A 26,789-nucleotide genomic window follows, 5' to 3' on the forward strand; every position below is an offset into this window, starting at 1 on the left:
CAACTTTTACAACTCGGCTAGCTTCAGGGACAGGGCATCAGCGACGGGGGGCGAGGCGCTGGGGCCCGGTAGCCGGGCGGGACAACACCGATAATAAGAGGGCTCGGCTGCCAGGAGACGATCACGACACAACAACGTCTGGAGCATGCCATGAAATACACGTACAAGAAGCTGGTGCTGGCCATGACGGCCGTCGCCGCCGTGGGGCTGGCCGGCGCCGCCCATGCCGAATACCCGGAAGAGGACATCACCTACATCATCCCCTTCGATCCGGGTGGTGAATCGGACGTCACGGCACGCTTCCAGGAGCCGATCCTGGAAGAGGTGCTGGGCGTCTCGGTGAACGTGACCCACCGGCCGGGCGGCGGCGGGGCCGTGGCCTGGAGCGAGTTCCAGAGCAGCGCCGAGCCGGATGGCTACGAGATCATCGGCGTCAATATCCCACACATCATCGGCCAGCCGATCCAGCGTAACAACGCGGGCTACGAGACCGACAACTGGCGAATCGTCACCTTCTTCCACTCCACGCCCAATGCCCTGATCGTGCACAACGACAGCCCCTACGACACCCTCGAGGACCTCGTCGAGGATGCCAGGGAGAACCCCGAGGCGATCACCCTGGGCGGCAGCGGCACCTACAGCGCCAACCACCTGGACATGCTGCGCTTCGAGCAGGAAGCCGACATCGACCTGACCTACATTCCCTTCTCCGGTACTGGACCGCTCAAGGGGGCGCTGGAGGGTGGCCATGTCGCCGGCATCTTCAACTACACCATGCTCGGCACGGAGATGGCCGACAGCGTCAAGGTGCTGGCGGTGGCCTCCGAGGAGCGCGTCAAGGCGCTGCCCGATGCGCCCACCTTCAAGGAACAGGGCTACGACATCGTCGGCGGCGCCTATCGCGGCGTGGCGGTGCCCAAGGGGACCCCGGACGAGGTGGTCGAGACCCTCGAGGAGGCCTTCGCCGAGGCCAACCGCCAGATCGCCGAGAAGCAGGAACCGCTGGGCTTCGTGATGGAATCCATCACCGGTGACGAGATCGACGAGGTGATCGGCATGCTTCGCGATGCCTATGGCCCGATCCTCGAGGACGCCGAGTAATCCTTCCTACTGCCGCGGGGGCTCCTCGCCCCCTTCCTCTCCTGTCATAGCGGGGCCATGTGCGCATGGCCCCAGACGGAGTGATGCATGGATATGCTCCTCGAGGCACTGGCCTCCCTGTTGACCTTCGAGAGCGTCATCACCGTGCTGGTGGGCGTCTCGGCGGGCCTCTTCATCGGCGCGATGCCCGGGCTCACGGCCACCATGGCGCTGGCGGTCCTGCTGCCCTTCACCTTCTCCATGGAGGCCCTGCAGGGCCTGATGGCCCTGGGCGGGGTCTACATGGGCTCCATCTACGGCGGTGCCTTCACGGCCATCCTGATCAACACCCCCGGCACCCCCTCGTCGATCGCCACCACCTTCGACGGCTATCCCATGGCCCGCCAGGGCCGGGCCTACGAGGCCATCGCCGCGGCGACCATCGCCTCGGTGGCCGGGGGGATCGTCGGGGTCATCTTCCTGCTGGTGCTGGCGCCCCCGCTGGCGCGATGGGCCGTGGCCTTCGGGCCGTCGGAGATGTTCTGGGTGGCGATGCTTGGGCTGACCCTGGTGGCGAGCCTCTCCAGCGACTCCCTGCTCAAGGGGCTGCTGGGCGGCTGCATCGGGATCCTGCTCAGCACCATCGGCGTCTCACCCGTAGGCGGCGAGTCCCGCTTCATCTTCGACTACCCGCCGCTGCAGGGGGGCATCGAGCTGATCGTGGCACTCATCGGCCTGTTCGTGATTCCCGAACTGCTGACCATGGCCGCCGAAGGCCGGGGAGCGCTGCCCGGACAGACGGAGCTGCGCAAGAAGGAAGTCTCCATCCTCAGCATCGCCCGCCATATCTTCGGCAAGCCGGTCAACCTGATCCGCTCCTGCCTGATCGGCCAGATCATCGCCATCATTCCCGGTGCCGGCGGCAACGTCACCAGCCTGGTGGCCTACAACGAGGCCCGGCGCTTCTCCCGGGACCCCAAGAGCTTCGGCAAGGGCAACGTCGACGGCGTGGTGGCCTCGGAGTCGAGCAACAACGTGATGGTGGCGGGCAGCATGGTGCCGCTGCTGACCCTGGGCATTCCCGGGGCGCCGCCGGATGCCATCATCCTCGGCGTGCTGCTGATGCACGGCCTGCGCCCGGGGCTCGACCTGTTCACCGAGTCCGGTGTGCTGACCAATGGCTTCATCCTCTCCATGGGGATGGCGGCCCTGCTGCTGCTGCCGGTCGGGCTGCTCGGCGGAAGGCTGATCCACCGCGTGGTGATCCGCACGCCCTACTATTTCCTGGTGCCGAGCATCGCCATGGTGACCATCCTGGGGACCTTTGCCCTGCGCAACAGTCTGCTGGATGTCGGCATCATGCTGATCCTGGGCACCGCCGGCTACTTCCTGCGCCTGATCGGCATCCAGCCCGCGCCCATCGTGTTGGGCCTGATCCTCGGCGGGATCGCCGAGGAGGGCTATGTGCAGACGTTGATGGCGGCGGTCGTCGATCCCATCCCCTGGCTGAGGTTGCTGCACAATCCGCTCTCCATGGTGCTCGCCGGCCTGGTGGTGCTGGGGGCCGCGACCACGCTGGTGCCCATGTGGCTGGCGCGCAAGGGGCTGCTGGACAGGGTCGACGAGGACGACGGGAGGTCGCCATGATCCTGCGCCTCAATACTGACATTGCCGCGGGCACCGTCGGCCTGGTGTTTGCCGCCGTGCTCTGGTTGCCCCGCGAGGACATCGGGCGGCTGAGCATCATCTTCCCGCGGGCCATCCTGGTGCTCCTGTGCCTGATCGCAGTCGCGCTGATCGTCAAGGGTGTGATCCGCCCCGGTGGTCGCCAGGTCGAGATCACCGGCAGCCCCAAGCGGCTGTTCACCGTGATCGCCGGGTTCTTTCTCTGGTGGGGGCTGGTCGAGGTACTGGGCTTCCTGGTGACCACGCTGGTCGCCTTCTACGCCCTCACCTGGTACCTGGCCCGGGTCGAGACGCCGGTGACCTGGCAGCGCCTGCTGAAGTGGACGCCGGTGATCCTTGGGCTGGTCACCGTCTTCTACCTGACCTTCAAGGAGGTGCTCAATGTACGCCTGCCGACGGGCCTGCTGTTCTAGGAGTCATCCATGAGAATCACCGATATCCGCGAGGCCCGCGTGTCGATCGCCTCCGACATCGCCAACGCCTACATCTCCTTTGCCACCATGGACGTCTCCATCCTGGCCATCTATACCGATGCCCGGGTGGAGGGCCGCCAGGTGGTGGGCTACGGCTTCAATTCCAACGGCCGCTACGCCCAGAGCGGGCTGCTGCGCGAGCGCTTCCTGCCGCGCCTGCGCGACGCCGAGCCGAGGTCGCTGCTCGACGACAGCGGCCACAACCTGGACCCCTTCAAGGTGTGGTCGGTACTGATGGCCAACGAGAAGCCGGGGGGGCACGGCGAGCGCAGCGTGGCGGTGGGCATCATCGACATGGCGATCTGGGACATCGTCGCCAAGGTCGAGAACGTGCCCCTGGCGCAGGTGCTGGCCGAGCGCCACGGCGACGGCCGCCCCGACGAACGCATCGCGGTCTATGCGGCGGGCGGTTACTACCACCCGGGCAAGCAGGTCCAGGGCCTGCAGGAGGAGATGCGCGACTATCTCGATCTGGGCTACACCTGCACCAAGATGAAGATCGGCGCGGTGCCGCTGGCCGAGGATCTCGCGCGGGTCGAGGCCGCCATCGACATCGTGGGAGACGCGGGGCGACTGGCGGTGGACGCCAACGGCCGCTTCGACCTGCGCACCGCGCTGGCCTTCGCCGATGGTCTGGCGCCCTATGGCGTGCGCTGGTACGAGGAGGCCGGTGACCCCCTCGACTACGCCCTCCAGCAGCAGCTGAGCGAGCACTATGCGCCACCCACGGCCACCGGCGAGAACCTCTTCTCCCACCAGGACGTGCGCAACCTGCTGCGCTATGGCGGCATGCGCCCCGACCGCGACATCCTGCAGATGGACCCGGTGCTCGGCTATGGCCTGGTGGAGTACCTGCGCATGCTCGAGGTGCTGCGCGCCCACGGCTGGTCATCGCGGCAGTGCATTCCCCATGGCGGCCACCAGTTCGCACTGAACATCGCCGCCGGCCTCAAGCTGGGCGGCAACGAGTCCTATCCGCGGGTCTTCGCGCCCTTCGGCGGCTTTGCCGACTCCACGCCCATCGAGGCGGGGCAGGTGGCCCTGCCAGAGGCGCCGGGGATCGGCTTCGAGGACAAGCGCGAGCTGATGAAGGTGTTCGAGGCGCACCTGGGGCGCTGAGGTCGCGTCATGCCCTGCGCCGGTGCAGGGCATGAGGAAGCGCCTGGACGTTGGCTCGAGCATCATCCGCTGAAGGGACGCCGGTGGGAGCAGTGGTGGCAGCGCGATGGCGCCCGGACATGCCCACGCCATCGACAAGTCGATTCGACATGCATGCGGCACTCCGTTTTTTGATACGTCCCCGGGATATGTCGAAGCGATCGATATGGTTCCGCTGCCGATGGCGTCTAGCTAGCCAGACAGACGGCAAAAGGGCCGCTTTCCTGGGGAAACGGCCCTGAAAATCAAGATTTTCTGATCAAGTGTTCAATATTACTTGTCCGCAGTGCTGGTCGACTTCTTGCTCTTGTCGGTCTGCGGCTGGCTTTTCTGTTGAGTAGTGTCTGCCTCTTCCTTACCCTTCTGAAGGCTGTCTTCTACTTGGTCCTGCCCCTTCTGAAGGTTGTCCTGAAACTGCTTCTGGGCCTTCTGCATGTTTTCATCGAGCTGCTTGCGGCCCGACTGCACGCTCTCCATCGTCAGTTGCTGGGTCTCCTTCAGGTATTCCTGACTCAAGGACTGTATCTTGTCAGTGTCTTCCTTCAATCGCTCACTCATTTCCCGGATGGCCTGCTGCTGCTCCTCGATCACCTGCCGAAAGCTGTCGGGATCCTTGACTTCGAGCCAGGAGCGGGATTGCGCCAAACTGGTGTCCGCAAAGGTGCGAACGGCATCGAACTGTGCCGAGAACAGTTTTTCAAAGTAATCAGTGGTCAGGGTTCCGTAGGCACGGACCGGCTCGAGAATGGCATTGTCGAACTGCTCGGTGCCTCGCTCGGTGGCCTGGTCGCCATCTTTCTTTGTCTTTTCAGCGCTCATCAAGTATCTCCTTGTCTTGTAAAGATATAATTGGTAATTGCTCAAGTGAAGGAGCTGCTCAAGCAAAATGTGCTATTCGGCAAGCAAGCCATCAAAGGATCCGATGCTGCCTTAGCCTGTTGATGTAGAAGCGTCAAACCCAGGATGTCAGCGCATCATTCCTTGTCGGGCCGGCACCTGCCGCTACATCAATCAAAGTATAAACAGTCATCGATAACCTTTCCGTGCGGTAGCACACCTACATTCTGCATAGCTGTAGGATCCCGGATGATCAACTGAGCTATAGGAGTTATCCTCTGCTGGCAGCCAGAGAGCTTCTACAGCAATTCATCCGGGAGCAGGTTCATGGACATCAAGCTGCATAAGCAAGCGACGACACCGAAGATTCGTGCTGAGATCCAGGCAGCGTCCGCCAGTATCAGTGACAGCGAACTGGCCCGTCAGTACGGTGTGTCCGACTCGACCATTCGCCGTTGGCGCTACCGAGGCGATGTCCATGATCGACCCCACACGCGCCACAACCTGCTGACCACGCTCACCCACGAGCAGGAGGAAGTGCTGGTCGCCGCTCGCGAGTTTCTTCGGCTCGGCCTCGATGATCTGCTGATCGTTGCCCGCGAGTTCCTGAACCCTCGGCTGTCACGTCCGGCCTGCACCGCATGCTCAAGCGGCGTGACGTGCCAACGCTCGCGGAGCTGGCCCGTCAAGATGTCGGCGGTGATGAGACGCCCCGATACAAGCCTTTCAAGGACTACGAACCGGGGTATGTGCACATCGACATCAAGCACCTGCCCCAGATGCCTGACGAGCAGCAGAAGCGCTACCTGTACGTGGCCATCGACCGGGCAACGCGCTGGGTGTATCTGGAGGTCCGCAGCAGCCAGTCCGCGAAGGATGCTCGCGCGTTCATGAAACAGGTGGAAGAGAAGGCGCCCTTCAAGATCCAGACGGTGCTGACTGACAACGGCAAATCCTTCACCGATCGCTTCACACGGGCCGGTGAGCGCAAGCCCAGCGGCCGGCATCCGTTTGACCAGGAGTGCCAGGCACATGGCATCGAGCATCGCTTGATCAAGCCTGGGCGGCCTCAGACGAACGGCATGGTGGAGCGCTTCAACGGTCGTATCAGCGATGTGCTGGCCACTCGATGCTATGCATCAGGTGAGGAACTAGAGCAGACGCTGAAGCGGTATTGTTGGCTGTACAATCACCATATCCCCCAGAAGGCGCTGCACCATCAATCACCAATTGCAGCGATGAAAGAATGGTAGGCTAAACGGCCAGCGCTATTTACCAAGCGAGTAGTCAATCATCCGGGACCCTACACATAGCCGCATAGGAATGTTGTAACGCCCCCACACATGGCGCCACGACCTGACCGATCAAGCTGGCGAGTGACTAGCGCTGCGGCGTGTGGTGCTGGTGGTGAAGGCACGTCCCGATGACGTGCTGTTGCACAGCTTGTTGCTGGTCACCCGTCTCGGCAAATTCGACATCCCCGCCTGGGAAAGTTCTGCTCCCGTATCGCTGGCGGGGCAAGGCCGAAGCCCACATGGGTGTGGGAAATCGGCGCTCGATATGCATCTCTCCTCGACGAACCATGGCGATTCGACCGTTCAGCAGGTGATGGTGAGGTGAGCCTGCTGTTGAGCCACTATGCTTATCAAGTGCTGAGCCGCCTGCTGGAGAACCGGACGCACCTCGGTGGAGCCTGCTCCGAAGGTGCGCACAGGTGCTCAGGGCTCCGGCGCGCTGACTTTGCATGCCCGGCATCAGGACGTGAAGTCACATCACTGTTCGTTGGTAGGAGGCTTCCGGGGTAGGTCAAAAGCGGGGACACACTATGAGTGAGAGGGGCAAGAACGAGAATCCTGACACGAATGCCACGGACGCGGAGGTGCTGAAACGGGAGCGATACGAGTTGCTGGAACGTTTGGAGGGCTGGCTGGAAACGCCGATGCTCGTTCTCGCGTTCGTGTGGTTGGTGCTGCTGGTTGTGGAGTTGATTCGAGGCGAGAGTCTGTTGTTCAATTTCCTCGGCACGATTATCTGGGTCATCTTCATTCTCGATTTTGCTGTAAAGTTGATCCTGGCCCCGGACAAGGCCGTTTACCTCAAGCGTAACTGGCTGACCGCCATTTCGCTGCTGATCCCCGCGCTTCGGATCTTCCGCGCTTTCCGTACGTTTCGGCTACTCCGCCTGGCCAGGACGGGGCGGGGGTTGCGTCTTGTCCGCGTCGTCAGTTCGCTGAACCGCGGGATGAAGGCGCTCGGCGCGAGTCTGAGCAGACGGGGCTTCGGGTATATAATCGCCCTCACTGTGCTGGTCACGTTTGCCGGCGCGGCCGGGATGTATGCTTTCGAAAGCGAGGCACCCGGCGGCCCGCACAGCTACGGCGAGTCGCTGTGGTGGACCTCCATGATCATGACGACGATGGGCTCGCAGTACTGGCCGCAGACGGCAGAGGGACGTGTCCTCTGCGTCTTTCTGGCCCTGTACGCCTTCGGTATCTTCGGCTATGTGACAGCGGCGCTCGCCACCTTCTTCGTCGGCCGCGACGCCGATAGTACCGACGCCGAATTGGCAGGGGCCAAGCAACTGGCCATGCTCCGGGATGAGGTGCTCGCCTTGCGCGATGAGATTCGCGACCTGTCGCGACCCCCGCCGGGGGTGTGAAACGTGATCCAGGGACACAAAGTCACGCCGAACCAACGGCTGCCAAGCGGAAACGTTATATCAAATCTTGCTAAAGATCGGATTCTAGCCGAATGCTGACAACCTGATGCAGGGAAAAAGCGGCCCGTTATCGATCTGTTTACACAGGATAGCGAGCCCTTTTCACCGGCGCTGGACGCTCTGGCACATCGTCGCCAAGGTCGAGAACCAGCCCCTGGCGCAGTTGCCGGCCTGGCGCCCTACGGCGTGCGCTGGTACGAGGAGGCCGGCGCCCCTCCCTGGACTACGCCCTGCAGCAGCAACTGAGCCAGCACCATGCACCCTCGCACGGCCACCGGCGAGAACCTCTTCTCCCATCAGGCCGTGCGCAACCTGCTGCGCTATAGCGGCTTTGCCGATGCCATGCCCAGAGAGTCGGGACAGGTGGCGCTCTCGCAGGTGCCGGGGATCGGTTTCTAGCACAGACGCGAGTTGATGAAGGTGTTCGAGCTGCACCAGGGGCGTTGAGGCTTCATCCTGCACTGCGAGGGTGCAGGTCAGGCTTCCATGGCTTGGGTCGCGTCGCCATTGGCTTGCCTGCGCCTGTAGCTATGCTGATCCTATCGGGGGCTGGGAGGAAGCCATGCGGTACCTGTTGTTGGTTGCTGCACTGATCCTGCCGGTGTCTATGGCCAAGGCCGATGAGGTGGGCATGGTCTTCGCTACGGGCGATGAGCAATACGTGTTGACCCCGGCCTGCGCCGAGCGGGTCGACCACGTCGTCGTCGAGAATGATCTTGTGCATCTGCGCTTCGATATGCCCGAAACCCCGGCCTGTTTCGGGATCTTCAATAGCCGGCTGTCGTCCCACCTGGGCGAGCGCCTTGTTGTCACCTTCCGCGGCGAGATGCTGCTTGAGGCGGACCTTCACACCCTGTTGGGCCCGAAGCGCATCGTGCTGGTATCGCGACACCCGCGCGTGGCGGTCGAGGCCGTTCGCTACCTCAGCGGTGCAACGAGCATTGAAGCGCCATGAGTGGCCGTTCCCGACTGTTCCGTCTTCTTGCCATGGGGTTGGCCGCCACCCTGGCGGCGTTGGCATTGCTGGTTTGGCTGGCACTTTGGTGGTTTTCGCCGGCGCCGGTTTCGGGCCGGCTGGTCGCTTATCACAGCGGTTCCCCTGTAGCCGATGCCATCATCACTGTAAGCCGACAGGGCTGGGGTCGCAGTGAATCCCATGGCCAGTTGATGTGGGACAAGCGCTATGTAGCCACCGCGACAACTGATGCCGATGGGCGCTTTCGGTTGCCACTACCCGGGCCGGTATGGCTGGTAGGCAGCGGCGGCGGTCGGTTGAAAGCCGAGGCTGAGGGATTTCAGACCTTGGACGTGAGCCATGTGCCGCCGGGGGCGGAGCTGACCCTGCAAACAGTCGTCAACCGCGACGAGCGTCTGCCTGGTGGCACTGCTTATCTGGGCTGGGGTGAGGTGGGTGAGCCTTTCGGCTGGTCGTTCATCGATGACACCCCGACTCGAGACCTGCCGCTTGCCGATCTCTATCCCCTCGAGTTAAATCGAGCGCCTCTCAGAGTCACCCTGGCGGTGCCCGATGGGGGAGGGCTCCACTTCGTCTCGGCCGAGGAGCAGGGTATCGCCCACGACTCCTGGGACTATCTGCTGCGCTATCTGGATGCCTCGCCCGAGCCGCCCTCGGCGACGCGGCTGGCGCTGGATGACACCCCCGGCACGCTCTTCCTGCGCACCCCGCAAGATCGATACGCCAAGCTGGCCTGGGAGCCCGCAACGCTAACTGCCATGACCGGCGCGGTACCGGGGCTGGATGCCACCAGCGAACGGCTACTCTCGCTGCGCTTCGTCTATCGTCCCTTTCCCGGGCGGGAATTGCCGTATCAGCCGCCGTTGTTTCGTGTGGAATCCGTGCGCGCCGCGCTGCAGGCGGAACTCCACGAGGAGGGCGAGACCCTCACTGGCCCGCGTGTCTACCGGGTGGTGGTGACCGATGCCGAAGGCAAGGAACTCGAGAGGCAGCAGGTCGAACTGACCCCAGGGGTTCCGGTGAGCCTGCCAAGCTGTGCCGATGACGCACCGCTGTCGTGGCGCTTCGAATCGTTGCGCCTGGAATACGACGAGGAGGGCCTTCCACGGCTGCAACTGACGATGGACGGCGCGACATTCGTTCACCACTCTGCGCCGATGTTGGTCGGCCTGCGCGGCGCTAGCGTCTTCGAGGTGATGGCCTTCGATACCGACTACCAGCGACATGATCTCGAGGTCAGGCTGCGCGAGCTGAACAGCGAGGCAGAATCGACCGGTTGCCAGTAGTGCTCGTCCTGTGATCCTGTGACAATAAGGAGAAGCTGGCCGGGTGTATGGCGTTGTTGATTTCCGGCACAAGGAGTCGAAGACCTTGGGTTATTACATTGCAAAAGTGGCGATTACCGCGGTTCTGGTGGTGCTGATAACAGAGATATCCAAGCGCAGCTCGTTTGTCGGCGCTGTAATCGCTTCGATTCCGCTGACTTCCGTCTTGGCCATGCTCTGGCTCTACATCGATACGGGGGATGCCGGGAAAGTCAGCGAGCTTGCCACTAGCGTGTTCTGGCTGGTCCTGCCCTCCCTGGCATTGTTTATTGCGTTGCCTCTCCTGTTGGCGAAGGGTGTCAACTTCTACCTCGGTCTCGTGGTGTCGATCGGAATCACCGCCATCTGTTACTGGCTGATGGTAACGGTACTGCATCACTACGACCTCGAGCTTTGAGTAAAATATTTGGGACGGACCTTCTTTCCGTTGCGCCCCAAGGGCGCCGTATCACATTTCTTCATGAACCTGGCCATAGGCGAGCATCGCGAACAACCCTGTACCGCCGATAATGTTACCGATGAGTACCGGAGAAACATGGTAGATCAAGGCGGTAAAAATATTCATTTCCCCATTGAGTACCAAAGTAAATATCTCGTATGATCCGGCAATCACGTGGGTGAAGTCACCCGCCGCAATCAGCCAGGTAAACATGACGATAACCAGCACTTCGGATCTCTTCGCCGAGGGCAGCATCCACACCATAGCAGCGATGAAAAAGCCTGAGGGAATACCTCGCAAAAGTGTCTCGGCTGGGGTCAGCGTTGCCAAGTGGTGCGATATCTCAAGGATCGCCGCGAGGGTGTCGACGGTAAGGATGCCCCCGTGGATGCCGATGGCGGCAGTAATAAACGTGCCGCATAAATTCGCCGCAAGCACAACTCCCCAAAGGCGTGCGGTAGAATAGAACCGGCTGCGCGTCGGCTGGGCCAGAAGAGGCAGAACCACGGTGATGGTGTTCTCGGTGAACAGTTGAAGCCGGCACAGGATCACGAGGACAAACCCGAACGAGTAACCCAGGCTTTCAATCAATGTCAGGTAGGGGTGATCTGAGCCAAGATTGGAGCGGATAATTCCCTCAACGAGGACTGAGGTCGAAATCCCGAGCCCCGCTGCCACACCGGACCACCAGAGCGAGGTTATCGGGCGCTGTAGCTCCTCTTCGCCCTCGCGCAGGGTGATGGAGTAGAGAGTCAGCGCCGATAGATTGCCATGTTCGGCTACGGTATCACGTTCTTTCCGAGTCAGTGACTTTTCGCTCGACGTCGGCGTCTGTTCAAGGGATTCGCGATCCTGGACATTGGCGCGAGACTCGTGCTCGTCCGCGGCCTCCTTGGCTTTCTTTTCGGAGGAGGTGTCTCGATTGGTTTCCACGTCACTCATTCAGCCGTCCTTTAGCCATCCAGAAACGCTTGTAGCGTCTCGCCATGACGATGTCGTCGGCGACCGCTTCACCATCATCCATCTCCGCTTTGCATTCTGTGTGGCAGCGCACAGATACGACCCTCTCTTTCTCTCAAACTGGTAGCGAAGGTAGCGCCTTGGTGTCACTACCGATCCGTTTTTATCAGGTCGGAGTGGAATATGGATAAGGTATAACGCAGTAAAAAGGAGATTAACCATGTCACGACAGGCAAAAATCGACACGCCATTTCCGGATATTTACTTACAAACCCTCAGTGGTGAGGCATTGGTCCTTGGTCGGCCACCGGAGGGGAAGTGGCGAATGCTGGTCGTTTATCGGGGCCTGCATTGCCCTGTCTGCAAGAAATATCTTAGCCAGATCAAAGAGATGAAAGCGGACTTCGACGAAATGAACGTGCAGGTCGTTGCGGTATCCACCGACCCTGAAGAAAAAGCCAAAACCTTCGCCGCTGAATTGGATCTGGATTTCGAGGTTGCGTATGGCCTTGGTATCGATCAGGCACGGGATTTAGGGCTTTATATCTCTACTCCCATGGATCGTACAGAGACCGATCAACCTTTTGCCGAGCCTGCATTATTTTTCCTTCGTCCGGATGGCGGGCTGCATTTCGTTGAGATTTCCAGCGCCCCTTTTTGTCGTCCCGATCTGGAGATGATCAAGAAGGGAATAGGCGTTATCCAGGAAAAGGATTACCCACCCCGTGGTACTGGGTGATTAGCGATAAAAAAGCCGCCACCGTCCAGCCTCAGTGGGGCCAATCCATTTTTGCTGAACGACGTGACTTTATAACCCGGCTATCACGAGGAACCAACATGCAACTTATTGACCAGTTGAATGACCCGCAGACGAAGGCGTATGCCAAACATTGTTTTGAGCAAAAAACCACCGAAGCGCTACGCGCCGCAACAAATGAAACACCGGACTCGAAAATGCTAAGCGACTGGGGACTGACGGAAGGCCAGTATGCCGAAGCCGTCACCACGGCTTTAGCGGAACTCGAAGAGTAACGGATCAGAGCATGGCGCCTGGTCCTGATTTCGGGGACCACTTCAATCAAGGAGGATATGCCAACCTTGCACGACTCGTGCCGTTGCCCAGTGGTTCTACCTGGATCTGCACCGGGATGCGTTCGTGCATCTCCTGCACGTGGGAGATCACGCCCACGCGTCGGCCCAGGGCCTGCAGGCCATCCAGCGCCTCCATGGCCAGCGCCAGGGATTGCGGGTCGAGGCTGCCGAAGCCCTCGTCGATGAACAGCGACTCGATGGTGAGTTCCCCCGACGCCATGGAGGCCAGCCCCAGGGCGAGGGCCAGCGAGACCAGGAAGGTCTCGCCGCCCGAGAGGGAGTGCACCGAGCGGCGCTCGTCGCCCATATCGAAGTCTTCCACCAGCAGGCCCAGGGGGCTGCCGCCGCGCACCAGCCGGTAGCGGCGGCTGAGGCCGGCCAGGTGGGCGTTGGCATGCTCGAGGAGCTGCTCCAGGTTGTAGGCCTGGGCGATGCGACGGAAGGCCTTGCCGTCGGCGGAGCCGATCAGCTCGCCGATCCGGCCCCAGCGGCGGTACTCGGCCTGGGCGGCATCCCGCTCGGCCTGGCCGGCCTTGCGGCGCTCGCGCCGGCGGTCGTCATCGCTCAGGGCGAAGGCAGCGTTGTCGCGGTCCCGCTGGGCCTCCTCCAGGCGGGGGGCCAGCTCGGCCTGGGCCTCCTCCAGGGCCTCGCGGCGACGGTGCAGCGTGTCGGCAACGGCGTCGGCCAACAGCGCCTCGTCGCTGTCGTCCTCGGTCAGCCCCTGGCCACGTCGGTGGCGCAGCAGGGCGTCGCGTCGCTCGGCCAGGGTGGCGGCGGCGCGCTGGCGGGTCTGGTTGGCCGCCTCGATCCGCTGCTCCTCGTGCCGGGCGTCCTCCTCGGACTGGGCCATCAGCCGCGAAAGGGTGGCATCGGTCAGCTCTGGGTGCGCCTGGCGCCAGTCGGCCAGCTCGCGGGCCAGGGTCTCCTGCTCGTTGCGCCGCTGGTCGAGCTGCCTGGCTTCGTGCTCCACCTGCTGGGCGAGGCGCTGGTGCTCACGCTGGGCCTCGTGCAGACGCCCCTGGGCGTTGTCTTTCGCCTGGCGGGCGCTCTCCTGGCAGGCGTCGAGCCGCTGCTGCCAGGCATCCGGTGAGGCATACTCGCCGAGCCGGTCGGCGAGCCGGCGGGCGAGCGCGTCGCGCTCTTTTCGCAGTGGTGGCAGCTGCTCGTCCAACTCGGCCAGCTGCCTATCGGCCCCTGCCTTCTCGGCCTCCAGGCGCGCCAGCGCCACCCGGCCCTCCTGGAGCGCTTGTTCCAGCGGGGCCAGCTCGGCTTCGGCCCGGGCCAGTTCGTCCAGGCGCTGCCGCTCCTGCCGGCGTAGAGTGTCGCTCCGTTCTCGCTGGGCCTGCAGCCAGCCTTCGCGCTCGGGTTCGGCGATGGCGGCGAGTTCCTCCTGGAGGGGGTGCGCCTCCAGGGCCTGGCGGGCCGCGGCCCATTGCCGCTCGGCCGCTTCCCGGTCCTGCCGGTGCCGGGTGAGGGCGGCCTCCACGGCGCGGTACTCGCCCACCAGCTCGTCACGTTGTTGCTGGGCCGTGTCGCGGGCCTGCCGGGCCTCGTCGAGCTGGCGCGCTTCCTCCGCTTCCTGGGCGGCGAGCTGAGCGGCCTCGCTGCTGGTTGGTGGGTGCTGGCGGAAGGGATGATCCAGGCCGCCGCACACCGGGCAGGGGTCCCCTTCCTGGAGGGTATCGCGCAGCCGCACCACGCTCTCGCTGCGCACGGCGCGGCTGCGTTCGATCAGCGCGGCGACGCTGTCGAGGTGGTGCTGGGCCCTGTCCAGGTGCTGACGGGCGCGCTGACCCTCTTCCAGCAGCCTGTCACGGCGGGCCTGGTCGTCGCTGACCTGGCCGGCCAGGCGGGTCAGGGCCTGCTCGGTACGGCCGAGTTCCTGCCAGCGGCTGGCCAGCTCGCCCAGGGCCAGATGACGCCGGGCGGCCTGGTCGTGATCCCGCTGGGCGGCCTGCCGGGCCTCGTCGAGGCAGGAGTGAGCGCCCACCCACCGCGTCAGGGTTGCCTGCCAGTCGTCGCGCTGCCGCTGTCGGGCCTGCTGGTTCGCCTCGGCCTTGCGCTGCTCGCGGGCCAGCCGCTCGGCCTGTGCCTGCTGGCGGGTGCGGGCCGCCTCCAGGTCGGCGAGCTGCTTCTCCCGTGTGGCGAGGCGCTGGGCCTCGTCGCGGGCCTCGCGCAGGCCGGGCTCGGCCCGGCGGCGGGCATCAGAGGCCTCGCTCAACGCCTGCTCGGCCTGCGTCCGGGCGGTCTCCGCCGCCTGCTGCTCGGTGCCGGCGGCCTCCCGTGCCTTCAGGGTCCCGGCGTGGCTCGCCTCCAGGGCGGCGATCTCCTCGGGCAGTTCGCTCCGACGTAGCAGGGCGTGGCGCCGCGGGGCAATCAGCCGGCGCCACTCGCGTTCGGCACGCAGGTGAGCGAGCGCTTGCCACGCCTCCTGGGCCGCCCGCTGTTGTGCCTGGCCCTGGCGGTATGCCTCGTGCAGGCGGGCATCGTCATCGTGCCAGCGGCGCTGTGCCTTGAGCGACTCCGCCTGGGCCTGCAGGTCAGCGAGTGCTTGCCGGGTGGCCTTGGCGGCGCGCTCCAACTCGGCGCGAGCCTCGGGCTCGGCGGGCAGGTCATCGGCGAGCCTCGCTTCCAGGACCTCCACGGCCTTTCTGGCCTCGCTGGCACGGCGGTAGGCGGCCATGGAGATCGCCGAGTACTCGGCGGTGCCGGTGAGACGCTCCAGCAGGTCACTGCGTTCGTTGTCGTCGGCCTGGAGGAAGGCGGCGAACTCGCTCTGGGCGAGCAGCACGGCGCGGGTGAACTGGTCGAAGGTGAGCCCCAGGCGTTCCGGCAGCAGGCGGTCGAACTCACGCTTCTGGGTGGTGATCAGGCGGTCGTCCTCGAGGTCGCGCAGCGACTGTTCGGCCTTCTGCAGCTTGCCGCCGACCTTCTCCCTGGCGCGGCGCACCGCCCAGCGGGCGCGATAACGACGCCCGTCGCGGCCCAGGAAGTCCACCTCGGCGAAGCCGGCGGCGGTCCCGCGGCGCAGCAGGGTGCGCGGGTCGCTGGTGGTCAGGGTGGAGTCCGGGGTGTCGTCGATCTGGCTGTCCCGTGCCGGTGCCTGGCGCAGCCGCGGCGTGCCGCCGTAGAGCGCCAGGCACAGCGCATCGAGCAGGGTGCTCTTGCCGGCCCCGGTGGGGCCGGTGATGGCGAAGAGGCCGGCATCGCGCAGCGGGGCGGCGGTGAAGTCGAGCTCGAGCGGGCCGGGCAACGAGGCCAGGTTCTCCAGGCGCAGGGCGAGGATCCTCATGGGCGACCCTCCTCGGCGGCCTCGTCGTCGGCATCGAGCACCTCCTGGCGCAGCCGGTCGAAGTCGGCGAGCACGTCGTCGTCCGGCGGCTGGCCCCAGCGTGCCTCCCAGGTGCGCTCGAAGAGCTTGCGCGGACCGAGGGTCGCCAGGTCGACCCTCGCCGGGGCTTCCTCGCCCTCGACTCGGGGCAGGCGGCGCTCCAGGCGCAGCAGGCGCAGCGCCTTGTCGGCAAGCGCTGCCTCCACCCGGGCGCGCAGGTCGGGGATCGGGTCATCGAGCTCCACGCGCACCTCCAGCCAGGGCCAGCGCTCGCGTGCAAGGGCCGAGTCATCTTCCAGGGCCTCGAGTTCGGCCAGTATCCGATCCAGCGGGCCCGGGCCGATGCGGTGCATGGCCACCGGGCGTGGCACGGCAATCGCCTCGGTCGCGGCCAGTGCCTCGCCGTCCAGGGTCACCTCCACCACCTGGTGGGGGTAGGCGACCTCGCTGAAGTCCAGCGGCAGGGGGCTGCCGCTGTAGCGGATGCGCGTCTCGCCGACCCGCTGGGCACGGTGCAGATGGCCCAGCGCCACGTAGGCGATGTCATCCGGGAAGAGGGTGGCGGAGATCGATTCCTCGCCGCCGATCACGATGGGCCGCTCGCTGGCCTCGGAGACGGCCGCGCCGTGCAGGTGGGCATGGCTCATCGCTACCAGCGCCTGGCCGGGCCGGCGCCGGTGGCGGGCGGCCTCGACCAGTTGGGTGTGGACGCGACTGATGCCGGCGACATAGTCGTTGCCTTCCTCGCCGTGGGGGGGCGCGATGCCGTTGCCGGTGACCTCGGCGGGGCGCAGGAAGGGCAGTGCCAGGCACCAGGCGCGGGTCTCGCCGTCCTCGTCGGTCAGCGGGACCAGCAGGTGCTCGGCGTCCAGGGTGCCGTCGTCCAGCCAGCGGACCCGGCCCAGGGCATGGGTGCGCAGCCGGCGCATCAGCGGGGCGGGCAGCTCGATGCGGTTGCCGCTGTCGTGGTTGCCGGCGATCAGCACGATGTCGAGGCTCGGCAGCCGCTCGTGTGCGGCGACGATAAAGTCGTACAGCAGTTCCTGGGCGCGCAGCGAAGGATTGACCACGTCGAAGATGTCGCCGGCCACCAGCAGGGCGTCGGCGCGGCGTTCCACCAGGGTATCGAGCAGCCAGACGAGGAAGGCGCGGTGTTCGGCGTGGCGCTCCTGGCCATGGAAGCTCTGGCCCAGGTGCCAGTCGGCGGTATGGATCAGTTTCAGCATCGGCTCCCCGGTGTTCCGTCACGCGACAAAAGCCGTAGTCTAACCCGAGCGACACCGACGAATCAGGGAGCCAGGATGTCCATTTCGCCCTTGCACGACTGGAACCTCGCCCCGAGCGAGGCCATCGCCCTGCAGAAGCGGCTGGCCTCTCGCGTGGAACGTGCCGACCGCCTGGAGCCGGTGCGACACCTCGCCGGCGTGGATATCGGCTTCGAGCAGGGTGGCGAGATCACCCGCGCGGCGGTGGTGGTGCTGGCCTGGCCGCCGGGTGCGTCAGGCGATTTCGAGCCGGCCACCCTGGAGATAGTGGAGCAGGTGGTGCATCGCGAGCCGACGCGCATGCCCTATGTGCCGGGGCTCTTGTCGTTTCGCGAGGTGCCGGCGGCGCTGGCGGCCTTCGATGAACTGACCGTGTGGCCCGAGTTGGTAATGGTGGATGGCCAGGGCATCGCCCATCCGCGGCGGATCGGCGTGGCCAGCCACCTGGGTCTGTGGCTCGACCTGCCCACCATCGGCGTGGCCAAGTCGCGGCTGTGCGGGCGCCACGGCGAGCCGGGGCCGGCGCGGGGCGACTGGACGCCGCTGGTGGATGGCCCGGAAGACGAGGTGATCGGCGCGGTGCTGCGCTCGCGGGTGAAGGTGAAGCCGATCTTCGTCTCGCCGGGGCACCGGGTGTCGCTGCCCACGTCGCTTGCGTGGGTCATCCGATGCCTGGGGCGCACCAAGCTGCCGGAGCCGACCCGGCTGGCGGATCGCCTGGCCTCGCGGCGGGGGCGGGTAGGGTAGGGTGGCCGCCTGGGCTATACTGTCGCTCCCTTCTTTCGCTCCCTTCCCTGAACGAGGCGACCATGACCGCATCCCCCGATCCTCTTGCCGCCACCCGTGCCTGGGTGGAGACCTTCGTGGTCGCCCGCGACGTCTGTCCCTTCGCCGGCCGCGAGGTGGCCCGCGACACCATCCGCTATGTGGCGGTGCCGGCCTCGGACCGCGAGGCGGCACTGCTGGCGCTGTTCGACGAGTGCCGCCACCTGGACGCCACCCCCGAGGTGGAGACCACGCTGCTGGTGCTCACCGAGGGGCTCGACGACTTCGATGACTACCTGGACCTGCTGGCCGTCGCCGAGGCGCTGCTGGCGGAGCAGGGTTTCGAGGGCACCTACCAGCTGGCGAGCTTCCACCCGGACTACGTCTTCGCGGACGCCGAGCCGGAGGCCCCCGCCAACTTCACCAACCGTTCCCCCTTCCCGATGTGGCACCTGCTGCGCGAGGAAGGGCTGGCGCGGGCCCTGGCCCACCACCCGGACCCGGCGGGGATCCCCGAGCGAAATATCGCGGCGATGCGCGAGCTGGGCCATGAGGCCCTCTCCGATGCCCTGGCCAGGTTGCGCGGCTAGGTTGCAGGGCCGAGCCTAGACGATATCCAGCGGCGTCTTGCGGTCCGGCGCCGGGAAGGCGGCGTCGAGGCGGGCCAGGCTATCGGTGTCCAGCTCGACCGCCAGGGCGGCGGCGTTCTGTTCCACGTGCGCGAGCCGGGTGGCCTTGGGTATGGCGATCACGTCCCTGGTGCCGTCGATAGGGCGGATCGCCCAGGCCAGCAGCAGCTGGGTGGGCGTGATCCCGAGTTCGTCGGCGACCGCCTTCACCTCGGGATGGCCGAGCAGGTCGCGTCGCAGGCTGCCGGCCTGGGCCAGGGGGCAGTAGGCCATGGTGGGGATGCCACGCTGGCGCTGCCAGGGCAGCAGCGAGTGCTCGATGCCCCGCGAGCCCAGATGGTAGAGCACCTGGTTCACCGCGCAGGCCGCGCCCCCGGGCAGGGCGGTCAGTGCGGCCATCTCGTCCACGTCGAAGTTGGAGACGCCGAAGCGGCGGATCTTGCCTGCCTCCTGCAGCCGCTCGAAGGCCTCCAGGGTCTCCTCCAGCGGGATGTTGCCTGGCCAGTGCAGCAGGTAGAGGTCGAGGTGGTCGGTACCGAGGCGGGCGAGGCTCGCCTCGCAGGCGGCGATGGCGCTGTCGCGCCCGGCGTTCCAGGGGTAGACCTTGGAGACCAGGAAGGCCTCGTCGCGGCGCCCCGCGAGCGCCTCGCCCACCACCTCCTCGGCGCCGCCGTCGCCATACATCTCGGCGGTATCGATCAGGGTGAGGCCCTGGGCCAGGCCATGCTGCAGGGCGCGCGCCTCGTCGCGGCGCGGCGCCAGCCCCTCGCCCATGTACCAGGTGCCCTGGCCGATGGCCGGCAGGTCGCGGGCCGGTTCATGGGCGGTGGCGGGGAGTCGCACGCTGGGTGGTGTCGGCATGGGGATCTCCTGATGCAAGGTGTGTGGAAATATTTTTCATCTAGTCTGGTTGCTGGCGGTCGCCGATGCAATCGACCTTGCCTCAGGAGGAGGGCATCCCCATGGTGTATGGTGAAGAGGCAGCAAGTTACCCCTGACAACGAGAAGGAGTCGACATGAGCATCAAGAAATCCGGCAGCGCCGTCTGGCAGGGCGGCCTCAAGGACGGCAAGGGGACGGTCTCCACCCAGAGCGGCGCGATCCAGGACGTCCCCTACAGCTTCGCCAAGCGCTTCGAGGGCGAGGCGGGCTCCAACCCCGAGGAGCTGATCGGCGCCGCCCATGCGAGCTGCTACTCCATGGCCCTGTCGCTGATCCTGGGCGAGGCCGGCCTGACCGCCGAGCGCATCGCCACCGAGGCGAAGGTGTCCCTGGAGGAGGTCGAGGGCGGTTTCGCCATCTCCGCCATCCATCTCGACACCGTGGCGAAGATTCCGGGCGCCGACGAGGCGACCTTCCAGGACGCGGCCGACAAGGCCAAGGAAGGGTGCCCCGTCTCCAAGCTGTTCAACGCCGAGATCAGCCTGTCGGCGACGCTGGAAAACTGAGCCCGGCTCCGGCCTGACCGGCCGGGCAGGTATCATCGCGCCGGGGCCACCGTGAGGTGGCCCCGGCGTCTTGTGTCGGGTATCGCGCTTGTCCCGGGGGCGCTACGGCGAGGCGATGCCGCGCTGGGCGGCCTTCACCAGGGCGCGGATCAACCGCTGCTGGGGGCGGTTGAAGACCAGCCACTCGGGATGCCACTGCACGCCGATCAGGAACTCGTGGTCGCGGGACTCGATGCCCTGCACCAGGCCATCGCGGTCCCGGGCGACGATCTCGATGCCCTTTCCCGTCCGTTGCACCGCCTGGTGGTGCAGGCTGTTGATGCGACACCAGCTCACCTTGAGGATGCGATGCAGCTGGCTGTCGGCGACGATGTCCACGGTCTTGCGTGGCAGCACGGTGCGGCGGCGCTTGAGCCCCTCGTGGGTGGTGTAGATGTCCGGGTCCAGGGTGCCGCCCTGGTAGACGTTGATCAGCTGGGCGCCGCGGCAGATGCCCAGTACGGGCTTGCCCAGCGGGATGAAGCGTTCCAGCAGCTCGAGCTCGAGTTCGTCGCGCTGCGGGTCGACGCGGACGTCCAGGCGTACCTCGTCGTCGTAGAGGTGGGCCTGGATATCGTCGCCGCCGCCGATGATCAGGCCATCGAGCGCCTCGGGGAAGGTGCGCGAGGGTGACAGCCGCCGCGGTCGACCGCCGTGGCGCCAGACGGCAAACCAGTCGAACCACCAGGCGATCCGGCTCTTGGCGTCGGAGGTGGTGATGCCGATCAGGGGACGCGTCGTACGGCTCATCGGCGAGACACCCAGCGGCGCAGGCGGGTCAGCCAGCGGCGCGGCGCCGAGGGGCGGTGGCGGGCGAGAAACTGCGCGCTGCGCTCGGCCAGTGTCTCCGGGGTGGTGGCCAGGCGCTCGACCTCCAGCCAGCGGTTCCACTCCGTCACCGCCCCCCAGCCGGGCTCGGAGAGCTGGGCATTGGGCAGGCGGTAGTGGAAGGTCGGGCGCGCCTTGACCAGCTTGTCGCTCAACAGCTCGTGGGGATGCTCCGGGCGCAGGTGGGCGAACAGTGGGAACAGGTCCAGCTCACGGTTGCGGGTCGGGTTGTCGGCCAGATAGTCGTCGATCAGGGTGTCCAGGTCCGGGGCATAGTCCGGGTCCAGCACCCTGAGGGCATAGGCTCTAGGGAAGGGATTGGCATGCGGCAGTACCTCGCGGGTGATGTCCACGTGGATCTGCTCGCGCAGCCAGGCGGCGCTCAGCAGGTAGGCGCGCAGGTAGGCCAGCAGGCTCTCGACCTCGAGGCGCGGCACCTCGGGGTTGAGGTGCAGGCCGAAGCCATAGAGCAGGCTGGCGTCGGTGCCCTTGGCCCCATGGGTGCGCAGCGCCTCGAAGAGGGCGTCGAGTTCCTCCAGCTCGTCCCAGGGCACCGGCGGGCAGACGATCTCGGTGGGCACCAGGCCGGTGACCACGTCGCCGATCAACTCCCGTGTCCGGGCATGGAAGTCCAGGCGCATGCGCTCCCACTCGCTGTCGCCGGCGGCCTCGGCATCCACCGCGGTCTGATCGGGATGGGCGTACTGGGTGTCCAGCTCGATGCCGAACGCGCCCCAGCGGGTGTCGACGACCTTGAGGCGATGGGGGCTGAGGGTCTCGATCTCGCCGCCGAACAGCTCGCGCACCAGTTCGGCCGTCTCCCGGGGGGGCAGGCCGGCGAACTCGATCTCGACGCCGACGCGACGCGTCTCGCCGTCGACATTGCGGGGTTCGGGTGGCGGTTGCGGCGTCATGACGGCATCCTGTAGGACATGTTGTCGGCAGCCTATCACACTGCCTCGGGAATCATGGATGCGGCCCGAGCCGTCATCCGTTCGCCAGAGAGACGAGACCCGGAGAGACCAGGGAGACGAAATGCCAGGGAGTCGAGAGAGTGCCTGAAACGAACCGGATGTTCGTTGTCGTTCGCAGCCTGTTGATATGGCTGCTGTTTGCGATGCTGTTTCCAACGCTGGCCTCGGCCCAGGCCACGCCCCTTTCCGCTCTGACACCGGGGAGCGGGGAGGAGGCGGCCTCCCATGACCCCCAGGCCTTCCAGGAGTCATTGAGCGAGGTGATCGCCACCCTCGAGGATGCCGACCAGCGCGAGGCCCTGCTGGAGAACCTGCGCCAGCTGCAGCAGGCCCACGACCCGACCGCCGAGGAGGCCGGGATCACCCGCCCCCAGGGCCTGCTCGGCGCCCTCGCCGAGACCATCAGCGACCTCGGCGAGCAGGCCGAGGCCGGCCGGTCGCCGGTGGATGAGTGGCAGCGCCAGCTGCAGCAGGGCGGGTCCGACCTGGTGGACCTGGTGGTGCAGACCGGCAATACCGAGTTGCTGCGCTTCGTCATCGAGCTGACCGTGCTGCTGGTGATCTGGGCCGGGCTGCTGGTGATCCTGATCGCTCTGGGGCGGATGCTCGCCAGGCGCCGGGGCTGGCCCCTGGATCTGCCCCGCGAGCCTCGGGCCTGGCTGCTGGTGGTGCACTTCCTGCGCCGCATGCTGCCCTGGGCGCTGGCCTTCCTGCTGGTGCTGGGCATCGCCCAACTGGTGCCGGAGAGCTCGGGACGCACCGCGACCCTGGTGATCGCCTATGTGGCGCTATGCGGGCGCACCCTCTCGGTGGTGGTGGAGACGGTGATCTCGGTCTTTACCAGCGGCCACCGCTTCATCGCCGTGCAGATCCTGCAGCAGCAAAGCCTGAGGCCGCTGTTCATCATCGGGGCCCTGATCGCGCTGGGTGATGCGTTCAACTCCACCCGCCTCTCGGGGATCATGGGCAGCGACCTGGCGAGCCTGATGTCGGTGCTGGCCAACGTGCTGGCGGCGATGATCAGCGGACGCTTCATCCTGCGCTTCAAGCGCCCGATCAAGCACCTGATCCGCAATCGCCCCTATACCCTGCGGCGCGACAGGGGCAGTTCCTCCGAGGTGGCGCGGCTGGTGGGCGGCCTGTGGCACGTGCCGGCCCTGCTGCTGGTGGGGGGCTCGCTGCTGGCGATCTTCATCACCGTGGGCGACGTGGGCACGGCGCTGGCCCGCTCGATCATCTCGGCGTCGCTGCTGGTGTTGACGCTGGTCGTCACCGGCCTGATCCGCCGGCACGGCGAGCGGCGCTCCAAGCGCCGTCGGCTGAGCGACTACCGCAGGCGCCTGGAACGCTTCGGCTATGCCCTGGCCCACGTGCTCGCCTGGATCGCCTTCGCCGAACTCTCGCTGCAGGTATGGGGGGGCTCGCTGATCGGCATCGGCCAGCAGGGGGTGGCCAGCGTACGCATCGGCCAGGCGCTGCTGGCCATCGGCTTCACCGTGCTGCTGGCCTGGCTGATCTGGATCTTCGCCGACACCGCCATCCAGCGCGCCCTGACCAGCCCGGCGCGTGCCCGGGGCAGGCGGGTCAACCTGGCCCGGGCGCAGACCATCACGCCGATGATCCGCAACATCATCTTCGCCACGATCGTGATCATTGCCTCCATCGTCGGCCTGGCCAACCTCGGGGTGAACGTCACGCCGCTGCTGGCCGGTGCCGGGGTGATCGGCCTGGCCATCGGGTTCGGCGCCCAGACCCTGGTGCAGGACCTGATCACCGGCATCTTCATCCTCATCGAGGATTCGCTGGCGGTGGACGACTTCGTCAAGATCAACGGCCATATCGGTACCGTCGAGGGGCTGACCCTGCGCACCGTGCGCCTGCGCGACCTGGATGCCGTTGTCCACATCATCACCTTCAGCCGTATCGAGTCCATCCACAACATGTCGCGCCAGTTCGGTATCGCCCTGATGCGGGTCCGCGTCCCCTTCGACATGAAGATCGACGATGCCACCACCCTGATGCAGGAGACCGCCCTGGAGCTGCGCCAGGACCCCATGATGCGCCACTACATCTGGTCGCCGCTGGAGATGCAGGGCATCGACAGCTTCGAGGACGGCTGCGCTATCCTGCGCATGCGCTTCCGCACCGCCCCGGAGATGCAGTGGGACGTGGCGCGGGCCTTCAACCTGCTGCTCAAGCAGCGCATGGAGACGCAGTCCGTCGACCTCGGCGTGCCGCGGCTCAGCGTGAGCATGGAAGGGCAGGGCGGGGGCCGCCTGGATGGGACCGGCGAGGGTGCCGAGGGCCGCGATGCCAGCGGGCGACGGCCCGGCGAGGCCGGGGTCGCCGACCCCGCCGGCGATACCAATGCCCGGGGCGGCTCCCCGGATCCCGCCTAGTCCCCATGGCGACCCACCAGATCACGGTCGAGCGCCGGGACAGCCTGCACCTCAAGGTCTCCCGCGTGCTGCGCGAGGAGACCTCCCATCGGCTGGACCTCTTCCTCTTCGTGCCCGCCGAACTGGGCCTCAACTCCCATGTGCTCTCGGAGGAGGCGTTCTACCACGGCGCCATCCATGTCAAGCGCACCTACTACAGCGACCGCCACCGGCTGCCGCTGGTGATGAGCCGCCTGGCGGGCAAGCGCCTGGACGCCGGCCAGTATCGGCTGGGGCTGAGCCTCTACGCCTACCAGTACGTGGTGGCCCTGGAGCGCTCCACCCAGGCGTTGCTGGAGCTGTCGCGTCGCGTGCGGCAGGCGGAGAAGCGAGGTGACGACAAGGCCGCGAAGACCCAGGACCCTTCCCGGGCCGGCACGGCGCAGGACGACGAGGAGGTCGAGCGGCTGCGCACCCAGCTCGAGGAGACCGCCGACCTGGCTCGGGGCATCCTGGGGCGGCTGCGCCGCCAGGAGCCGAGCGACGAGAGCCTGCACCGCTACTACGCCAACATCGACAACTACCTCTCCTGGTTCACCGAGCAGAACCTGCTGGCGCTGGTCGCCCACCTGCCGCGGGGCCAGGGCTATCGCACGATCCGCGAGCGCCTGCTGACAATCTGTCGCGACGAGATCGAGCATCGCCGTGCCCAGGAGTACAACTCCGAGCGGGTCACCCGGGATCCCACCCGGATGTCCAACAAGATGCGCCTGCTGAGGCGGCTGATCGAGTATCCCGTGACCCTCAAGCAGCGCAGCCAGGAGCTGGGCGGCGGCGAGCAGAAGGCGGTGAAGGCCTTCGCCACGGCGGTGGTGATGATCTTCGTCTCCCTGGGCCTGCTGCAGGCCCGGGAGTCGCTGGGCGACATCACCGCACTCTTCGTGCTGACCCTGGCGGTGATCTATGCGCTGCGCGAGGTGTTCAAGGATGACCTGCGCATCACCCTGTGGCGCTGGCTGCGACGGGGCCGTCCCAAGTGGCGGCGCCAGTACCTGGACCCCACCAGCAATGTGGTCCTGGGCCGCCAGCTCGAGTGGTTCGACTACCAGCGCTATGCCCGGCTCGACGAGCAGATCCGCCGGGTGCGCAAGCGCAACCTGGCCCAGCGCGAGGAGGTGGTGCTGCACTACCGTTCCAGCTCGCGCATGTCGCCGACCCGCTTTCTCAGCGGCTATGACCGCACTCGCGAGACCCTGACCCTGGACCTCGCGCCGCTGGCGCGGCTGATGGACAAGGGCAGTCACCATGTCTACCGGCTGGAGGAGAAGGGACAGGTGGTCCGCGAGCCGGTGGAGAAGCGCCACCTGATCAACCTGGTGATCCGCGAGGTGGAGGGCGACGGCGAACCGCTGCTGCAGCGCTGGAAGATTGTCATGAGCCGCTCGCGAATCGTTGACGTGGAGCTGGTCCACGAGGAGGGGCCGGGGCACGAGGCCAAGCCGGGGGGCTAATCCGCTTCGCATTGAGGTCGGATCCATCCCTCCGCCAGCTCTCTTGGTGAATCAATCGGGGGGTGTCTGCTATGGCCCCTCTACATTGATCGCTGACGGGTCTGCAAAGGTCGTGCTACAGCGCCTCCTCCAGGAGCATGGCGAGTCGCTTGTGGTGCAGGGCATCGGCGGCCGCGTCGTAGGACGGGGCGTCCTTGGCGGTGAAGCCGTGGGCCGCCCCCTTGTAGAGCTCCGTGGTGAAGTGTATGCCGGCCTGGGCCAGCGCCTCGTCCATGCGGGCGATCTGCTCGGGTGGCAGCAGCGCATCCTGGTCGGCATGGCCGAGATAGACCCGCGCCTCGATGGTATCGACCCCATGCGCGGGACTGGCGGGGTCGTCGGCCTCTGCCAGGCGCGCCGAGTGGAAGCCGGCTGCGGCGGCCACGCGGCCGGGGTGCTGGGCCGCCATGCGCAGTGCGAAGGCGCCGGTCATGCAGTAGCCGACCACGCCCACCTTGCCGTGCGTGAACTCGACTTCGCTGTCGAGGCATCCCAGCAGGGCGGCGAAGTCCCGGGTCTGTGCCTCGGGTGTCAGGCGGGCGGCATACTCGAGCAGGGTCGGTCGCACGTCGGGGTCGCGAAAGGACTTGCCCTCCGGCACCACGGACCCCGCTGCATCGCGGTAGTAGAGGTTGGGCATCAGCACGGCGTAGCCGTGGTCCGCGATCTGCTGGGCCTTCTCGTGATAGCAGGGGCGCAGGCCGCCGATATCGGTGAACAGCACCACGGCCGGCAGCGGGCCGGCGGCGTTATCGGGCGTGACGATATGGGCGTCGATGGTGCCGTCGGCGGCGGGAATGTCGATTGCACGAGACATGAGCAGGCTCCGGCGTTTCC

Annotated in this window: 24 protein-coding genes and 2 pseudogenes; 18 read left to right on the plus strand and 8 right to left on the minus strand. The window is 66.0% G+C overall.

The window, feature by feature from the left end; all coding sequences use genetic code 11:
- Positions 1–150 precede the first annotated feature (150 nt).
- The 4 genes from QLQ86_RS07985 (at position 151) to QLQ86_RS08000 (ending at position 4,358) form a co-directional block, all read left to right on the plus strand.
- Positions 151–1,101: a Bug family tripartite tricarboxylate transporter substrate binding protein gene (locus QLQ86_RS07985; protein WP_282816498.1), complete on the plus strand. Its 951-nt coding sequence runs from the start codon at positions 151–153 to the stop codon at positions 1,099–1,101.
- A gap of 87 nt (positions 1,102–1,188) precedes the next feature.
- Positions 1,189–2,727, plus strand: a complete 1,539-nt coding sequence (locus QLQ86_RS07990; RefSeq protein ID WP_282816499.1) for a tripartite tricarboxylate transporter permease — start codon at positions 1,189–1,191, stop codon at positions 2,725–2,727.
- A complete protein-coding gene (locus QLQ86_RS07995; protein ID WP_282816500.1) occupies positions 2,724–3,179 on the plus strand; it encodes a tripartite tricarboxylate transporter TctB family protein in 456 nt (151 codons plus the stop codon). The genes QLQ86_RS07990 and QLQ86_RS07995 overlap by 4 nt, the downstream gene beginning before the upstream one ends.
- A 9-nt stretch (positions 3,180–3,188) precedes the next feature.
- Entirely contained in the window at positions 3,189–4,358 is a 1,170-nt protein-coding gene (locus tag QLQ86_RS08000) for a mandelate racemase/muconate lactonizing enzyme family protein (protein ID WP_282816501.1), read from the plus strand.
- Between the two features lie 312 nt (positions 4,359–4,670).
- Here the strand turns inward: QLQ86_RS08000 and QLQ86_RS08005 are convergent, their stop codons facing one another.
- Positions 4,671–5,216 (minus strand): phasin family protein, encoded by a 546-nt coding sequence (locus QLQ86_RS08005; protein WP_282816502.1) that lies wholly within the window; start codon positions 5,214–5,216, stop codon positions 4,671–4,673.
- Positions 5,217–5,561: 345 nt separating this feature from the next.
- Between QLQ86_RS08005 and QLQ86_RS08010 the strand changes: the two are divergent.
- The 7 genes and pseudogenes from QLQ86_RS08010 (at position 5,562) to QLQ86_RS08040 (ending at position 10,651) form a co-directional block, all read left to right on the plus strand.
- Positions 5,562–6,487, plus strand: a pseudogene (locus tag QLQ86_RS08010) (IS481 family transposase).
- A 79-nt stretch (positions 6,488–6,566) separates the two neighbouring features.
- A pseudogene (locus QLQ86_RS08015) lies at positions 6,567–6,986 on the plus strand (IS1380 family transposase); the annotation flags it as partial.
- A 73-nt stretch (positions 6,987–7,059) separates the two neighbouring features.
- Entirely contained in the window at positions 7,060–7,893 is an 834-nt protein-coding gene (locus QLQ86_RS08020; protein WP_282816503.1) for an ion transporter, read from the plus strand.
- A 315-nt stretch (positions 7,894–8,208) separates the two neighbouring features.
- Complete coding sequence (locus QLQ86_RS08025) at positions 8,209–8,352, plus strand: hypothetical protein (RefSeq protein WP_282735647.1); 144 nt, start codon at positions 8,209–8,211, stop codon at positions 8,350–8,352.
- Between the two features lie 163 nt (positions 8,353–8,515).
- Positions 8,516–8,908, plus strand: coding sequence for a hypothetical protein (locus QLQ86_RS08030; RefSeq protein ID WP_282816504.1), 393 nt, complete (start codon positions 8,516–8,518; stop codon positions 8,906–8,908).
- Entirely contained in the window at positions 8,905–10,215 is a 1,311-nt protein-coding gene (locus QLQ86_RS08035; protein ID WP_282816505.1) for a carboxypeptidase-like regulatory domain-containing protein, read from the plus strand. Before QLQ86_RS08030 ends, QLQ86_RS08035 begins: the two co-directional genes overlap by 4 nt.
- Positions 10,216–10,300: 85 nt before the next feature.
- Positions 10,301–10,651 carry a DUF3147 family protein gene (locus tag QLQ86_RS08040; RefSeq protein WP_282735644.1) on the plus strand — a complete coding sequence of 117 codons (351 nt, stop codon included), beginning with the start codon at positions 10,301–10,303 and terminating at the stop codon, positions 10,649–10,651.
- 51 nt (positions 10,652–10,702) lie between these two features.
- Here the strand turns inward: QLQ86_RS08040 and QLQ86_RS08045 are convergent, their stop codons facing one another.
- On the minus strand, positions 10,703–11,635 hold the full coding sequence (locus tag QLQ86_RS08045) for a formate/nitrite transporter family protein (protein WP_282816506.1): 933 nt from the start codon (positions 11,633–11,635) through the stop codon (positions 10,703–10,705).
- A gap of 238 nt (positions 11,636–11,873) precedes the next feature.
- Between QLQ86_RS08045 and QLQ86_RS08050 the strand changes: the two genes are divergently transcribed.
- Both QLQ86_RS08050 and QLQ86_RS08055 read left to right on the plus strand, forming a co-directional pair.
- Positions 11,874–12,392, plus strand: a complete 519-nt coding sequence (locus QLQ86_RS08050) for a peroxiredoxin-like family protein (protein WP_282816507.1) — start codon at positions 11,874–11,876, stop codon at positions 12,390–12,392.
- 98 nt (positions 12,393–12,490) lie between these two features.
- Positions 12,491–12,685 carry a hypothetical protein gene (locus QLQ86_RS08055; RefSeq protein WP_282735641.1) on the plus strand — a complete coding sequence of 65 codons (195 nt, stop codon included), beginning with the start codon at positions 12,491–12,493 and terminating at the stop codon, positions 12,683–12,685.
- A gap of 46 nt (positions 12,686–12,731) precedes the next feature.
- On the opposite strand, the gene QLQ86_RS08060 is transcribed toward QLQ86_RS08055, so the two are convergent.
- Positions 12,732–16,037 (minus strand): AAA family ATPase, encoded by a 3,306-nt coding sequence (locus tag QLQ86_RS08060; RefSeq protein ID WP_282816508.1) that lies wholly within the window; start codon positions 16,035–16,037, stop codon positions 12,732–12,734.
- Positions 16,034–17,302, minus strand: a complete 1,269-nt coding sequence (locus QLQ86_RS08065; protein WP_282816509.1) for an exonuclease SbcCD subunit D C-terminal domain-containing protein — start codon at positions 17,300–17,302, stop codon at positions 16,034–16,036. Before QLQ86_RS08065 ends, QLQ86_RS08060 begins: the two co-directional genes overlap by 4 nt.
- A 75-nt stretch (positions 17,303–17,377) precedes the next feature.
- Between QLQ86_RS08065 and nfi the strand changes: the two genes are divergently transcribed.
- Together nfi and QLQ86_RS08075 are read left to right on the plus strand one after the other, a co-directional pair.
- On the plus strand, positions 17,378–18,088 hold the full coding sequence (gene nfi, locus QLQ86_RS08070) for a deoxyribonuclease V (RefSeq protein ID WP_282816510.1): 711 nt from the start codon (positions 17,378–17,380) through the stop codon (positions 18,086–18,088).
- A gap of 62 nt (positions 18,089–18,150) precedes the next feature.
- On the plus strand, positions 18,151–18,696 hold the full coding sequence (locus tag QLQ86_RS08075; protein WP_282816511.1) for a DUF1415 domain-containing protein: 546 nt from the start codon (positions 18,151–18,153) through the stop codon (positions 18,694–18,696).
- A 15-nt stretch (positions 18,697–18,711) separates the two neighbouring features.
- Here QLQ86_RS08075 and QLQ86_RS08080 read toward each other — a convergent pair whose 3' ends face one another.
- Positions 18,712–19,596 carry an aldo/keto reductase gene (locus tag QLQ86_RS08080; protein ID WP_282816512.1) on the minus strand — a complete coding sequence of 295 codons (885 nt, stop codon included), beginning with the start codon at positions 19,594–19,596 and terminating at the stop codon, positions 18,712–18,714.
- Between the two features lie 155 nt (positions 19,597–19,751).
- On the opposite strand from QLQ86_RS08080, the gene QLQ86_RS08085 reads away from it, so the two are divergent.
- The gene (locus QLQ86_RS08085; RefSeq protein WP_282735635.1) at positions 19,752–20,183 is read left to right on the plus strand and encodes an OsmC family protein; all 432 of its coding nucleotides are present in this window, start codon (positions 19,752–19,754) and stop codon (positions 20,181–20,183) included.
- Positions 20,184–20,285: 102 nt separating this feature from the next.
- Here the strand turns inward: QLQ86_RS08085 and QLQ86_RS08090 are convergent, their stop codons facing one another.
- Positions 20,286–20,972: a gamma-glutamyl-gamma-aminobutyrate hydrolase family protein gene (locus QLQ86_RS08090; RefSeq protein ID WP_282816513.1), complete on the minus strand. Its 687-nt coding sequence runs from the start codon at positions 20,970–20,972 to the stop codon at positions 20,286–20,288.
- Positions 20,969–21,964, minus strand: coding sequence for an amidoligase family protein (locus tag QLQ86_RS08095; protein ID WP_282816514.1), 996 nt, complete (start codon positions 21,962–21,964; stop codon positions 20,969–20,971). Before QLQ86_RS08095 ends, QLQ86_RS08090 begins: the two co-directional genes overlap by 4 nt.
- 158 nt (positions 21,965–22,122) lie before the next feature.
- Between QLQ86_RS08095 and QLQ86_RS08100 the strand changes: the two genes are divergently transcribed.
- The gene (locus QLQ86_RS08100) at positions 22,123–24,423 is read left to right on the plus strand and encodes a mechanosensitive ion channel family protein (RefSeq protein ID WP_407650068.1); all 2,301 of its coding nucleotides are present in this window, start codon (positions 22,123–22,125) and stop codon (positions 24,421–24,423) included.
- Positions 24,424–24,428: 5 nt separating this feature from the next.
- Positions 24,429–25,913, plus strand: coding sequence for a hypothetical protein (locus tag QLQ86_RS08105; RefSeq protein ID WP_282816515.1), 1,485 nt, complete (start codon positions 24,429–24,431; stop codon positions 25,911–25,913).
- 115 nt (positions 25,914–26,028) lie between these two features.
- Here QLQ86_RS08105 and QLQ86_RS08110 read toward each other — a convergent pair whose 3' ends face one another.
- On the minus strand, positions 26,029–26,769 hold the full coding sequence (locus QLQ86_RS08110) for a dienelactone hydrolase family protein (RefSeq protein WP_282816516.1): 741 nt from the start codon (positions 26,767–26,769) through the stop codon (positions 26,029–26,031).
- Between the last annotated feature and the right edge of the window lie 20 nt (positions 26,770–26,789).

This window comes from Halomonas rhizosphaerae (genome assembly GCF_030012485.1).
Taxonomy (GTDB): Bacteria; Pseudomonadota; Gammaproteobacteria; order Pseudomonadales; family Halomonadaceae; genus Halomonas; species Halomonas rhizosphaerae.

Bases quoted from the DNA above. Each gene is read 5' to 3' on its own strand.
- QLQ86_RS07985 (WP_282816498.1), top strand. From the start codon at position 151: ATGAAATACACGTACAAGAAGCTGGTGCTGGCCATGACGGCCGTCGCC.
- QLQ86_RS07990 (WP_282816499.1), top strand. From the start codon at position 1,189: ATGGATATGCTCCTCGAGGCACTGGCCTCCCTGTTGACCTTCGAGAGC.
- QLQ86_RS07995 (WP_282816500.1), top strand. From the start codon at position 2,724: ATGATCCTGCGCCTCAATACTGACATTGCCGCGGGCACCGTCGGCCTG.
- QLQ86_RS08000 (WP_282816501.1), top strand. From the start codon at position 3,189: ATGAGAATCACCGATATCCGCGAGGCCCGCGTGTCGATCGCCTCCGAC.
- QLQ86_RS08005 (WP_282816502.1), bottom strand. From the start codon at position 5,216: ATGAGCGCTGAAAAGACAAAGAAAGATGGCGACCAGGCCACCGAGCGA.
- QLQ86_RS08020 (WP_282816503.1), top strand. From the start codon at position 7,060: ATGAGTGAGAGGGGCAAGAACGAGAATCCTGACACGAATGCCACGGAC.
- QLQ86_RS08025 (WP_282735647.1), top strand. From the start codon at position 8,209: ATGCACCCTCGCACGGCCACCGGCGAGAACCTCTTCTCCCATCAGGCC.
- QLQ86_RS08030 (WP_282816504.1), top strand. From the start codon at position 8,516: ATGCGGTACCTGTTGTTGGTTGCTGCACTGATCCTGCCGGTGTCTATG.
- QLQ86_RS08035 (WP_282816505.1), top strand. From the start codon at position 8,905: ATGAGTGGCCGTTCCCGACTGTTCCGTCTTCTTGCCATGGGGTTGGCC.
- QLQ86_RS08045 (WP_282816506.1), bottom strand. From the start codon at position 11,635: ATGAGTGACGTGGAAACCAATCGAGACACCTCCTCCGAAAAGAAAGCC.
- QLQ86_RS08050 (WP_282816507.1), top strand. From the start codon at position 11,874: ATGTCACGACAGGCAAAAATCGACACGCCATTTCCGGATATTTACTTA.
- QLQ86_RS08055 (WP_282735641.1), top strand. From the start codon at position 12,491: ATGCAACTTATTGACCAGTTGAATGACCCGCAGACGAAGGCGTATGCC.
- QLQ86_RS08060 (WP_282816508.1), bottom strand. From the start codon at position 16,037: ATGAGGATCCTCGCCCTGCGCCTGGAGAACCTGGCCTCGTTGCCCGGC.
- QLQ86_RS08065 (WP_282816509.1), bottom strand. From the start codon at position 17,302: ATGCTGAAACTGATCCATACCGCCGACTGGCACCTGGGCCAGAGCTTC.
- nfi (WP_282816510.1), top strand. From the start codon at position 17,378: ATGTCCATTTCGCCCTTGCACGACTGGAACCTCGCCCCGAGCGAGGCC.
- QLQ86_RS08075 (WP_282816511.1), top strand. From the start codon at position 18,151: ATGACCGCATCCCCCGATCCTCTTGCCGCCACCCGTGCCTGGGTGGAG.
- QLQ86_RS08080 (WP_282816512.1), bottom strand. From the start codon at position 19,596: ATGCCGACACCACCCAGCGTGCGACTCCCCGCCACCGCCCATGAACCG.
- QLQ86_RS08085 (WP_282735635.1), top strand. From the start codon at position 19,752: ATGAGCATCAAGAAATCCGGCAGCGCCGTCTGGCAGGGCGGCCTCAAG.
- QLQ86_RS08090 (WP_282816513.1), bottom strand. From the start codon at position 20,972: ATGAGCCGTACGACGCGTCCCCTGATCGGCATCACCACCTCCGACGCC.
- QLQ86_RS08095 (WP_282816514.1), bottom strand. From the start codon at position 21,964: ATGACGCCGCAACCGCCACCCGAACCCCGCAATGTCGACGGCGAGACG.
- QLQ86_RS08100 (WP_407650068.1), top strand. From the start codon at position 22,123: ATGTTCGTTGTCGTTCGCAGCCTGTTGATATGGCTGCTGTTTGCGATG.
- QLQ86_RS08105 (WP_282816515.1), top strand. From the start codon at position 24,429: ATGGCGACCCACCAGATCACGGTCGAGCGCCGGGACAGCCTGCACCTC.
- QLQ86_RS08110 (WP_282816516.1), bottom strand. From the start codon at position 26,769: ATGTCTCGTGCAATCGACATTCCCGCCGCCGACGGCACCATCGACGCC.